Source organism: Microcystis ichthyoblabe FBCC-A1114, from assembly GCF_050500245.1.
Classification (GTDB): Bacteria; Cyanobacteriota; Cyanobacteriia; order Cyanobacteriales; family Microcystaceae; genus Microcystis; species Microcystis ichthyoblabe_A.
The window spans coordinates 2,255,676-2,267,811 of record NZ_CP191408.1 but is presented as its reverse complement, the minus strand read 5'-3'; the positions used below and the strand labels follow the sequence as shown (position 1 = coordinate 2,267,811).

Genomic DNA, 12,136 nt, shown 5'->3' with positions numbered 1-12,136 from the left:
AAAGTTCTTGAAAAATTTGGTTTTTCAATTGTTAGATAAAAAGAGCATATTTCTATGATTAGAAAAAATCCAGATGGAACAACAACACTTTTAACGCTACCCAATCACAAGCAAATTAAAAGCTCTACACTAAGGATTATTTGCACTCAAGCGGGTATCTCACGAGATGATTTTATTGCTTCCTAAGTAGCTGGTTATAATTAAATTAAAAATGGATTTTAGGTTCGATCCCCCCTGCCCCCCTTGATAAGGGGGGTGCCGATAGGCGGGGGGATCCCCCCTTAATCCCCCCTTAATAAGGGGGGCATCTGACAGCTTTTAACGCCTACCTACTTATGAAAAGATTTAAAGCAAAATCCTTTAAATGTGATTATTTGGTCTTTTGAAAGTGCGATCGCTACTTAGGGTTTGCTGAAAAAGTACGGGCGAAGCATTCGGATAGAAAATCTACGGTTTCACCGATAGGTTACTGCCCGAATGCTTCGCCCCTACAGGACGCGGGCCGATGAAGACGCAAGGTTTTGAAGCACGATTCTCTCAAAATCTTGCACCTGTTTCACGAGAAAAGCCACAAAACCCTGACCTTGCCTACATTTCACATTTATTCAGCAAACTCTACTTATGAGGGGTTTGTAGCCAGTGGAGAACTCGATCGAGATCGATCGAGTTGAGTTGTGGACCGGGAAATTGGCTATTATAAACGATGCCTAAAAAATCATCTCCTCCCGCATAAATTATTCTGCCGAGTTCAGTCTGGTTAAAGTTCCTCTGAAATTGTTGTCCCCACTGACGCATAATCTCGCTGAAATCTCGGATTTTTCTTAACCGATGAGATGGGATTGATCCCTGGCATTCTGTTTCCATTCATACGCTTCACGAATTGGAAGCAAGGTGAGTTCGAGATTACCATTTCTCTCGACGGTAGTGACGGTTTCCATTCATACGCTTCACGAATTGGAAGCAAGATCCTCCTGCTGCAGAATGAGGTGGATCGCTTACGGTTTCCATTCATACGCTTCACGAATTGGAAGCAAGAAGCCCAATCTTTATGATGGGCTTTATAGCCCTTTGGGCGTGGGGTGCCTCCCGTTTCCATTCATACGCTTCACGAATTGGAAGCAAGCGGAAACGCGCCTATGTCAAAAACGAATCGGTGATCTTCGTTTCCATTCATACGCTTCACGAATTGGAAGCAAGAATAAGGAAGCGATCGAGAAAAGATTGAAAGATTTGGGGGTTTCCATTCATACGCTTCACGAATTGGAAGCAAAGACCACAAGGCGACAAAGGGGATAAAGGGGATAAAGGTGATCCTGGGTTTCCATTCATACGCTTCACGAATTGGAAGCAAGTGGAATTACGATCTATGTTGCTGATGCTACGGGAAAGTTTCCATTCATACGCTTCACGAATTGGAAGCAAGACTAGCTTTGCAAAGCTAGGCTGTACAAGGATTGTACAACGATTTTTCGTGGGATATTGAGAAGCATAGACATTATTAATAATAATTGTCAATAGTCACCTCGGTCATGAGGCTCAAAGCCTTACTGGACAAGGCATCGACGCACCTCAACGAAAACTCTAGATTTTCAGCCATTGTGTCTAACCCGCGAAAAATGTTGATAACTGATCACTGATAACTAATAAGTACCCAAGCAAAATTAATTACACATTTCGATGAAGCTTTTGCCTCTTGCCTATTGCCTCTTGCCTATCTTCACTGGGAAATTTATTTTGCATGACTACTTAACTGATCACTGTTCCTATGGACTAATACCCGCAGATTTAAGGGCTTTGTCCATTAAAATTACATGGGTACTGCTTTCCTGTCCCTCATTGTCAGCACGACGCTGAATATAACTGCCATCGGATTGTAATTCCCATGCTTGCCGGTTATCTGACAACATGATGCCGAGAATTTCTTCCAGTTCCTTGGCGATCGCTGGTTCATCAATGGGTGTCACTGCTTCCACGCGACGAGTCAGGTTCCGCGTCATCCAATCGGCGCTACCAATATAAACCTCCTCCTGACCATCATTGTAAAAGTAAAAAATGCGGGAATGTTCCAAAAAGCGGCCGATAATGCTAATTACTCGGATATTTTCGCTTATTTCTGGCAATCCGGGCCGTAAACAACAGATGCCGCGAATAATTAAGTCAATCTGCACACCGGCACGAGAAGCGGCGTATAAAGCTTCTATAATCGGTTTATCGACAATAGAGTTCATTTTTGCGACAATGCGACCCGTACCGCCATTTTTACAGTTTTTGGCCTCGCGATCGATCATTGCTAACATCCGTTTTCGCAAACTCACCGGAGCAATTAAAAGTTTGCGGTAGGATTGCTGACGGGAGTATCCAGTCAGAAAGTTAAATAAATCGGTGATATCTGCTCCTAAATCCTCGCGACAGCTAAGTAAACCCAAATCAGTGTATAATTTAGCTGTTTTTGGGTTATAATTGCCCGTGCCAATATGGAAATAACGACGGATTTTATCCCCTTCTTTTCTGACCACGAGAACCACTTTCGTGTGGGTTTTCAGACCAACTAAGCCATAAACAACGTGAACTCCGGCTTGTTCGAGCTTTTTCGCCCAACTAATGTTATTTTCCTCATCAAAGCGTGCTTTTAGTTCCACTAACGCCGCTACCTGTTTCCCATTTTCCGCGGCTGCAATCAGGGAATTGACAATCGGGGAATCTCCGGAAGTACGATACAAAGTCATTTTAATCGCTAAAACATGGGCATCATAGGCCGCCTGGGCGATAAACTGTTGTACTGAGGCACTAAAGGAATGGTAGGGGTGATGAACGAGAATATCGTTATTGCGAATTAAAGTAAAAATATCTTCGCCATCCTGTTCTAAAATGCCGTCTTCGTTACCGTCAACTATTTCTCGCAATCTCTGTAAAACCGGTGGGGTGACGGGACTCCAAGGGGGATCCTTCAGTTCGGGACAGGGTAAAGACAGAAAATAAAATAAATCTTTGTGTCCCAGCAATCCATCCACATCGTAAACATCGATCTCCTCAAGTCCCAGATCGCGCATGATCCGGTCTTTAATATTGCTAGGGGTAGAACTGTGGATTTCCAGACGTACTGCCGATTTACCGATGCGGCGCTTGCGTACTTCTTCCTCGATCGCTAATAATAAATCATCGGCCTCATCTTCTTCGACGGAGATATCGGCGTTGCGTGTCACCCGAAAAGGATAACATTCTTGAATGATCATGCCGGGGAAAAGTGCCTCTAAATTGTGCATTACCACCTGTTCCAGAGGTACTCCCGTCCAAATCGAAGCTTTTCCGTCTTGGTGGCGTAATTCTTTGGATAATGCCAGAAAACGGGGGAAAACCTGCGGCACTTTCACCCTGGCAAATAGTTCTTTATCGGTGTCGGGATCGCGAACGACTACGGCTAAATTGAGACTAAGATTAGAAATATAGGGAAAAGGATGACTAGGATCCACCGCTAGAGGAGTTAAAACGGGGAAAATATTTTGTTCAAAGTAATCATGGAGATAATTGCGCTGTTCTTGATTTAAATCTACATAGTTAATCAGATGAATTCCCTGTTCTACTAAGAGATTTTTTAGGGTGTGTTCAAAAAGACGATCCTGCTGTTGTACAAGGGGACGCAGACGTTTACTGATCTCGGTTAGCTGTTCCGAGGCAGTCCGGCCATCGGCACTTAAAACGGCTACATTTGCCTCTACCTGTTGTTTAAGCACTGCCACCCGTACCATAAAAAACTCGTCGAGATTGGCACAAAAAATGGCGGTAAATTTTAATCTTTCTAGTAGGGGAGTCCGAGGATCAAGTGCCTCATAAAGCACGCGACGATTAAATTCTAACCAGCTTAATTCTCGGTTAAAGTAATATTGCGAATCTTTAAGATCGATTTCAGAAGTTACGGTAGAAGCTTTAGCCATAGAGTCTAATACCTAAATAATAGATTAAACAGTTAGTAAGAAGCCACTCAAGTCTAAATTTGACTATTTTTGGCGTTTTTTTAGGCTACATTGCCCCAGATTAACCAAAGTTACCCCGATTATCTTGGATGCTAATCCTACTGATTTTAGCCTGACTGGAGGAAAAATCAATTTATTAAAAGGTTAAGAAATCAGTCCCGACCGATTAAGGTTAAATTAATCTTTCGGTGAAATTAGAGTGCCAGTAAGAACAATAGGCATAATTTGCTTAGAATATTGTCTTTAAAGCCCAGCTTTGATTATAACACAAAATCGAGCCGATCTGACTTGTTAAATATATCATCTCCAAGTTCAGGCAATAATCCGAATCAGAATATTTGATAAGGATGATGATTAGATTGCCAATTAATCATTAGTGTATATATTTGTGTTTCATAAAAATAAGATAACTCATAAGCTAATCTTAACTCTCTTTCCAAGTCTTCTTTTTTAACATCCTTAGTATCCGATGTACCTAAAACCTTCAAGAGTGCGATCGCTAAAATACTGATAAAATCGTGTCCACAACATAGCTGCCACGGATCGTGATTTTCATCGCTAATTACCGATAAATCCTGTTTAATTTGCTGTTCGTCTAAGGACAGTTTCTGAGAATGATTTTTAATACTTCTAATTAATTCGTCAATATTTATTGACAGCTTCTCTTTGTCAATAAACTTACCAAACTTTAATCCTTCAAACTTTAAATCCAACTTATTCCTAAGAGATAGCAATCTTAATTTACCAATTTCCTGTCCTAACTTTAGTAAAGTTTCTCTAATATCTTTGGAAAAAGCTGCAATTTTTTCTTCACTTCCTCGTTCTTTTAATAATTTATCGAAAGCAGCAGATTTAATTAACATCATTTCCAAATCATGTTCATCGGTTAAAAAGAGATTATTACTGTCGGGAATTTGCTGTTCTATTCTCGAAAAATCCGCATCTATAACAGCAAAAACTCGGCAAAAATTTTCTTTTTCTAAGATGGATAATGCTTTGATAGCATTATTTTTACCAGAGGCAATTGTGATCCTAACCTCTTGCTTGTTTACTAATCGCTCATAAATAAGTTTATCGCTATGACCTTCAACAATTAAAAAAACTCCCTCATGATCGCTGCGTAGTAAACGAATGCTATTAGCAATTCTGTCAGGTGTTATCTGTTCTCTCATCTTTGCTTTTTTGCTTTGGTTTCTCTAATTCAACTGTCAAATCCCAACGATCATTAATAATATCAGGAGAATGGGTAGCCATCAAAATATCTAACTCAGAAAGTTTTGTGATTTCCTGTAAGTCTTTTAAAAATTCCTGCTGCCATGAAATATGAAGTGACATTTCTGGTTCATCAATTAAGATCAAAGTATTAGGTTTAACTTTAAATAACAATTCATATAAAATTACTAATTCGTGCTGTTCCCCAGAAGATAAATCTGTTGGTGATAAAACCTCCCCTTCTTGGGTAGTGAAGATAAACCCTTTACTTTGATCAATAGTAACACTTTTGAAAGAATATTTTTTATTAATTATATTTTTAAATAGCTCTACTTTAGGATAAATGTCATTGAATACATTGAGCTTTGTCTCTACATCCTCAATATAAACCGATAATAACTTTCTGGTGCTATCATCAATACTATCTCTAACTTGAAAGTTAGAATCTTCATCTTTTTTCAATAGTCCTGCACTAATTAATTGATTTCTTTCCCTTTCAAGTTGATCAATTTTTTCCCTTAGTTGATCATCGGTCAATGATGCCTTTTTTTGTACAACTCTCGCTGGAAAGGTTCGGTCTAAAGTTTGAGATAGTTGTCCATACTCTGCTAATTTAGTTTGAATATTTTCTGCTAAATCTTCAGAATAGCTGGCCACAGAGTACAATGTCATCGGCCTCCTTATAGTTCTGCCAATTTTGGCACTATTGGAAATATCTAATAGACGTTGTGATTCAATAAAACGAACATTAATAGAGTCTCGAATTTTCTTTAACCAATCAGGATATTCTTTCTGGAATTGCTTGGGTAAATATTCTCCAAATCGTTCATAAATATCTTCTAGATACAGAATTTCTTTTGTGGGGGTATAGAGCCATTTTTCTGATCCAACTCTATCTAAATCGGGTATGAAATCATCTATCATACCGAGAGGGAAAGAGATTGTTTTCCCGTCTGGTGAATCAGGAGAAAAAGTCGGTTTTTCTTTTTGATCGGAGGAAGTAAAATTAAAAGTAATCTTTGGTCTTCCATTACTTTTTTTATTCCTACTGGTGGAAGGTTTGAGAATATCCACAAAGCTTTTATCGTCAAAAATTATAGTAAATTTTTGAAAAGGAATAGCTCTTATATCTGAATACTTTAAGTTAAAAAAGCCATTGACCAATCGCAGTATTGAGGTTTTCCCAAAGCCATTTTTACCATGAATAATAGTTATTCTTTCCTCCATATTGAGATTAATTGTATGGTCAAATATGCCAAAAAGATGCTTAACTGTAATTTGTTTAATTCTCATACCAGCTTAATTCTCGGTTAAAGTAATATTGCGAATCTTTAAGATCGATTTCAGAAGTTACGGTAGAAGCTTTAGCCATAGAGTCTAATACCTAAATAATAGATTAAACAGTTAGTAAGAAGCCACTCAAGTCTAAATTTGACTATTTTTGGCGTTTTTTTAGGCTACATTGCCCCAGATTAACCAAAGTTACCCCGATTATCTTGGATGCTAATCCTACTGATTTTAGCCTGACTGGAGGAAAAATCAATTTATTAAAAGGTTAAGAAATCAGTCCCGACAGATCAAGGTTAAATTAATCTTTCGGTGAAATTAGATTTGTTAAAGATCTAGACTTCCCCTTTGACAAAAGGCCATAACCTGTGCTGTGACAGGGATTAAGAGAATTTGTGCCGCTCGCTACTGGCTATAAATTAAGGAAACCCCTAATAAATATAACGCTTTCTGTTGCAGAGAAGTCGGTCGAGTTATCTTAGAAAAACGATAACTTCCCTCTCTAATTCTACATTTTACTATATTCAAGTAAATCGTCCTCAAGTCCTCCAATAGAGTCCGAGTAATATCTAGTTCCCAAGTAGAACCGGGGAACGCTCTCTTTAGGTTCTACCTGAATACTAATGCTATTTTAAGGCAGAGCCTTAGATATTGTGTTCCAAGAAGTTAATTTTGTCCTATTACTTATAAAATGATCTATCAAAACTAAGCTAAAGTAAAAGCAATCTAGTGGCAGAAAAACTTTTCCAAGAGATTCCCTCTGACAAAAGAAAAATCGACCCTTGTGACAAGGGCAAAGAATTTATTGGACATCAAGAGTTGAGTGAGAAACTAGGAGTAGATTTTTATTTTGCTACTCCTGATCATTCTTGGGAGAGGGGATTAAACGAGCCGACTAATGGGCTAAGCTCAGACGGATCTAAATCCCTTATTCTTGGATTAGCCGAATCTCCCCCACCCCCCGGAAGTGGGAAAGTTGGGGGGAGTCTTGCCTCTTGCATAAGTCCCTCATCTCAACAAGTAATTTAAATTACGAAAAACTTAACAATCGTCCTCGAAAATATCTTGACTATCCTAGCCCGAATGAGGTATGCTCTGATAGCTCAGACAGTGATGCAATTCAGGCTTGAATTAGCCTGTACACAGAATCGAGGATATTAGGTATGAGGACAGAACACAAAAATCCACAATTAAATTGTCAGAAATTAGCAGAAGTATTTTTATCAAATCCCTTAATTGAAGATTGCTATTTTATGGTACGGGAGGGGGAATTAGTCGCCTATATCGTTTCCTCTGGAGCTTGGAATTCTGAACAATTGTCCTCCGATTTACAGTCTCAGTTACCGGACAATCTTCTACCTAATATCTATGTGCAGATTTCCAGTTTACCCTTAACCGATAGCGGTGATGTCGATGAAACTGCATTAAAGAATATTGAAATTATCGATGATCATCAAGTTCAGGAAACAGAAGAAAAACTAGGCTCTTTGTCAGATATTGATCAAGTCGCTGTCGTCATGACTTCTAAAAAGAACAAAATTTTACCCCTACATCTATCAGAATTATTGCCCTTAAAAATAGAGAAAAAAAATGATCATCAAAAATCTGAAACCCCGATTCATCTGGTGATTCACACTTCTAACACTCAAGCTGGAATCAGTCACGGACAGCTTTTAGAAGAATCTGAACTTCAAACTAAAACCTTGGCAGAAATCCTCCAAAAAGCTGCTGAAAATTATTCAAATAAAGGGATTATTTATATTCAATCTAATGGATCAGAAGTTTTTCAATCCTATCAACAATTATGGGAAGAAGCTCAACAAATACAAGCCGGATTACAAAAGCAGGGTTTACAAGCTCAAGATAAAGTAATTCTTCAGCTATCGGAAAACTATGATATCATTTCCGCATTTTGGGGGTGTCTTTTAGGAGGATTTATTCCTGTTATTATTTCAGTGCCACCCAGCTATAAAGATTTTAATAATGAAATTCATAAAATTTCTCAAGTTTGGCAGTTGTTAGATGAACCTACTATTATCACAAATCAATCCCGTCAGCAAGAGATAAAACATTTAAAACAATGGTTGCCTAATCAAACCTTAAGATTGAGTTTTATTGAAGAATTAAAAACTTATTCTCCCCATCAGACTCATATTAGTCAACCGGATGATATTGCGTTCTTTAATCTAACATCAGGCAGTACAGGAATACCGAAATGTATCTCATTAACCCATAAAAATGTCATCTCTCGTGCGCGAGGAACAAACATCATTTGTGAACATCAAAACGACGATATTATTCTTAATTGGCTTCCTTTTGATCATATTGGAAGTATTTCAGACTGGAATATTCGCTGTGTCGAGTTAGGATGCCAAATGGTTTATGTTCAAACTGAATATATATTAGGTCGTCCTTTGAATTGGTTAGATTTAATTGCTCAATATCGAATTACCCATAGTTGGGCTCCTAATTTTGCTTATAATTTGATCAATGAAGCTTTAAAAAAAGAACCGGATCAAAATTGGAATTTAGATTGTGTCAAATTCTTTTTGGCAGCGGGTGAAGCCGTTTCTGGTCAAGCAGTTGGAGAATTTATTAACACCCTTCATCTTCAATATAATCTGAAAAAAACGGCGATGCGTCCTGCTTTTGGGATGGCAGAAATGGGGTCAGGAATTACCTATTATCAGCCGACAGAACAACAGCCATTACTCTTTCATACGGTTGATAAATCCTCCTTGAATTCTTCCTTAAAACGAGTCCATCCTGAACATCCCAATGGTGCAACCTTTACGGATTTAGGATTACCCATCCCAGGAATATCGATTAGAATTGTTAATGCTGATAATTCCCTATTACCAGAAGAAACCATTGGTCATTTACAAGTTAAAGGTCATGCAGTTTCACCCGGGTATTATAAAAACCCAGAAGCAAATCAAGACGCTTTCTTAAAAGATGGCTGGTTTAAGACAGGAGATTTAGCATTTATTAGTAACGGTCATTTAGTTATCACTGGAAGAAGTAAAGAAACCATTATTATTAATGGAGTGAATTATTATAGCCATGAAATTGAAACTGTAGTGGAAACTATTGAAGAAGTACAAGCGTCCTACACAGCCGCTTGTGCTGTTTATGATCCTAGGAATAGTACCGATCAATTAGCTTTATTTTTTAGTGCAGAAACCTTTGATCACCAGCATCTAGCGGAACTTCTGAAAAAGATTAGACGAAAAGTAATTAACAGTTTTGGCGTTAATCCTGAATATTTAATCCCCTTAAATAAAACTGAAATTCCTAAAACTTCCATTGGTAAAATTCAGCGATCGCAATTAACAAAACGGTTTGGAAATGGAGAATTTAATTCTATTTTAAAAGAAATAGATATTTTATTAGAAAACGATCAAACCATTCCTGATTGGTTTTACCAGAAAGTTTGGAAACCTCGATCTCCAGTTAACTTAAAACCCGAACTTTCCAAGTATTGTAGTTTAATTTTTCTGGATTGCTTGGGTTTAGGAGCATCTTTAGCAGAAAAAATTCAAGGGCAAAACTTACCCTGTATCACGGTTTTAGCAGCGGAAGAATTTTCTCAAATCAGTCAAAATTGCTATACCCTCAGACCCGGGACAGCCAATCATTATCAACAGTTAATGGCATCTTTATCCGAGCGAAAAATTATCCTTAGCAATATTATTCATCTGGGGACTTATCAAGACTATCAGGGAGAAATTTCAACAATTGAACAGTTAGAAAAAGCACTAGAAAAAGGAACCTATGATTTATTATTTCTAGTTCAAGCTTTAGCTAAAACTCATGATTTTAACTCAAAAATTCAATTGCTATTTGTTTCTAGTTATAGTCAATTTGTCATAGAAACCGATGAAATTGCCTATGAAAAATCTCCAGTTTTAGGACTGATCAAAACCCTAGCTCAAGAACTTCCTTGGTTAAATACTCGTCATGTTGATTTACCCCTGGATCAAACCGAAATTAATGTCAGTTATCTGCTGCAAGAACTATCGGTTTTATCCAAGGAAAGAGAAATTGCCTATCGCAACGGGAAACGTTTAATCGCAGGTTTGGAAAAAGTCAATTTACTTCAACACACCCAACAGGAATTACCCTTTAAATCAGGGGGAATTTATCTGATTACTGGAGGACTAGGGGGGATTGGCAGACAAATTGCTCAGTATTTGCTCGAAAATTATCAAGCTCGTTTACTGTTAATTGGAAAAACACCTTTACCAGAAAAACACCTTTGGAGTGAGTACCTCAAAACCGAAGATCAATTATCCTTAAAAATAAAAAGTCTCCAAGCTTTAGAAAACCTTGGGGGAGAAGTAATTTATCAAGCGGTAGATGTGGCTAATTTCCCTCAAGTTAAACAGGCTGTAGAACAGGTGAAAAAACAATGGCAAGGAGAACTTAATGGGGTGATTCATCTGGCTGGAATTTACAAAGATTGTTTACTTCTGGACGAAACTCAAGAGGGTTTATCGACAATTCTTCACTCTAAAGTAATAGGAACTTGGGTTTTACATCAACTTCTCAAAGAATCTCAGGGAATTTTTATTAGTTTTTCTTCCTTGGCTAGTTTTTTTGGAGGAGCAGCTTTGGGTTCCTATGCGGCGGCTAATAGTTTCCTTGAGTCTTTGAACAGCTATCAAAAATCTAAGAATTTGTTCCCCAGTTATTGTTACAGTTGGACAACTTGGCAAGAAACCGGGATTAGCCAAGGTTATCAGATGCAATACATAACCCGATCTCAAGGGTATTATGATATGACAGTACGGCAAGGTTTAGACTCATTTCTAACCAGTTTATATCACAACCAAAGACAATTAATAATCGGTTTAGATGGGAGTAATAGCAAGATTAATCGTTTCACATCTAGGTCTGAAGGATGCCAAAAGTTAACGGCTTATTACACCCGTAAATCTACAGTTCAATCGGTCAATCTACCTAATCATGTTAGTCTAAAAGATCGATTGGGAACGTCCTATAAATGTCCCCTGGTGCTGCGGCAATCCCTCCCTATCAAGGATAATGGAGATATTGATAAGCGGCAATTACTCAAGGAACTCCAAGGCAAAGAAAATAACGAATTGATAGCACCCAGAACGGAAGCTGAACGTCAAGTTGCTAACATTTGGCAAAAGGTGTTAAATTTATCTCAAATTGGAATTCATGACAATTTCTTTGAACTAGGAGGACATTCCTTGCTGGCTAGTCAAGTCATCTCTCGTTTACGCGATGTTTTCTCGGTAGAATTGTCTTTGCACAGTTTATTAGAATACCCCACCGTTGCCAGTTTAACTCAAACGATTGAGGTGCTTAATGTAGCCAACAATAGTCAAAGTGTATCCAAAAGTGGTAAAGTTATGACAACAGCCTCAGAAAATTATGAAGAAGGAGAATTATGAAAATAGCTTAACTAAAATTTAAGCTTTTCAGATCCATTTTGGAAAAAAATGTAAAAAATTGTATCCATCACTAAAATTTATCATCCAGAATATGCTATAAATAGTCTCGGTTTAAAACAGTCTTTTTGTGGAGTATGTAAGCGGTTGCTCCCATAGCAACTGACTTTAACAATAATCACTCACTCCTCGCCATTGATAATTGTTGTTGGGTCTATAGTGTTTAGTCTTTGAGGGACTTAAATT

5 protein-coding genes, 1 pseudogene and 1 CRISPR repeat array are annotated in these 12,136 nt (G+C 37.9%); of the genes and pseudogenes, 2 read left to right on the top strand and 4 right to left on the bottom strand.

What is annotated here, in order from left to right; all coding sequences use genetic code 11:
* Positions 1-615: 615 nt before the first annotated feature.
* The 4 genes from ACQY1Y_RS10970 to ACQY1Y_RS10955 all read right to left on the bottom strand — a co-directional run bounded on the left by ACQY1Y_RS10970 (position 616) and on the right by ACQY1Y_RS10955 (position 6,476).
* Complete coding sequence (locus ACQY1Y_RS10970) at positions 616-795, bottom strand: hypothetical protein (protein ID WP_430014562.1); 180 nt, start codon at positions 793-795, stop codon at positions 616-618.
* Between the two features lie 61 nt (positions 796-856).
* A CRISPR array of direct repeats spans positions 857-1,423; the repeat unit is 35 nt; unit sequence GTTTCCATTCATACGCTTCACGAATTGGAAGCAAG.
* Between the two features lie 340 nt (positions 1,424-1,763).
* Positions 1,764-3,932: a polyphosphate kinase 1 gene (gene ppk1, locus ACQY1Y_RS10965; protein ID WP_430014561.1), complete on the bottom strand. Its 2,169-nt coding sequence runs from the start codon at positions 3,930-3,932 to the stop codon at positions 1,764-1,766.
* 368 nt (positions 3,933-4,300) lie between these two features.
* Complete coding sequence (locus ACQY1Y_RS10960; protein ID WP_430014560.1) at positions 4,301-5,143, bottom strand: DUF4435 domain-containing protein; 843 nt, start codon at positions 5,141-5,143, stop codon at positions 4,301-4,303.
* Positions 5,121-6,476, bottom strand: a complete 1,356-nt coding sequence (locus ACQY1Y_RS10955) for an AAA family ATPase (protein WP_430014559.1) — start codon at positions 6,474-6,476, stop codon at positions 5,121-5,123. Before ACQY1Y_RS10955 ends, ACQY1Y_RS10960 begins: the two co-directional genes overlap by 23 nt.
* A gap of 708 nt (positions 6,477-7,184) precedes the next feature.
* Between ACQY1Y_RS10955 and ACQY1Y_RS10950 the strand changes: the two are divergent.
* Together ACQY1Y_RS10950 and ACQY1Y_RS10945 are read left to right on the top strand one after the other, a co-directional pair.
* Positions 7,185-7,376: pseudogene (locus ACQY1Y_RS10950) on the top strand (IS30 family transposase); the annotation flags it as partial.
* 257 nt (positions 7,377-7,633) lie between these two features.
* Positions 7,634-11,893: an SDR family NAD(P)-dependent oxidoreductase gene (locus ACQY1Y_RS10945; RefSeq protein ID WP_430014558.1), complete on the top strand. Its 4,260-nt coding sequence runs from the start codon at positions 7,634-7,636 to the stop codon at positions 11,891-11,893.
* Positions 11,894-12,136 lie beyond the last annotated feature (243 nt).

Coding starts and splice junctions, on each gene's coding strand:
- ACQY1Y_RS10970 (WP_430014562.1), bottom strand. CDS start 795: ATGCGTCAGTGGGGACAACAATTTCAGAGGAACTTTAACCAGACTGAA.
- ppk1 (WP_430014561.1), bottom strand. CDS start 3,932: ATGGCTAAAGCTTCTACCGTAACTTCTGAAATCGATCTTAAAGATTCG.
- ACQY1Y_RS10960 (WP_430014560.1), bottom strand. CDS start 5,143: ATGAGAGAACAGATAACACCTGACAGAATTGCTAATAGCATTCGTTTA.
- ACQY1Y_RS10955 (WP_430014559.1), bottom strand. CDS start 6,476: ATGAGAATTAAACAAATTACAGTTAAGCATCTTTTTGGCATATTTGAC.
- ACQY1Y_RS10945 (WP_430014558.1), top strand. CDS start 7,634: ATGAGGACAGAACACAAAAATCCACAATTAAATTGTCAGAAATTAGCA.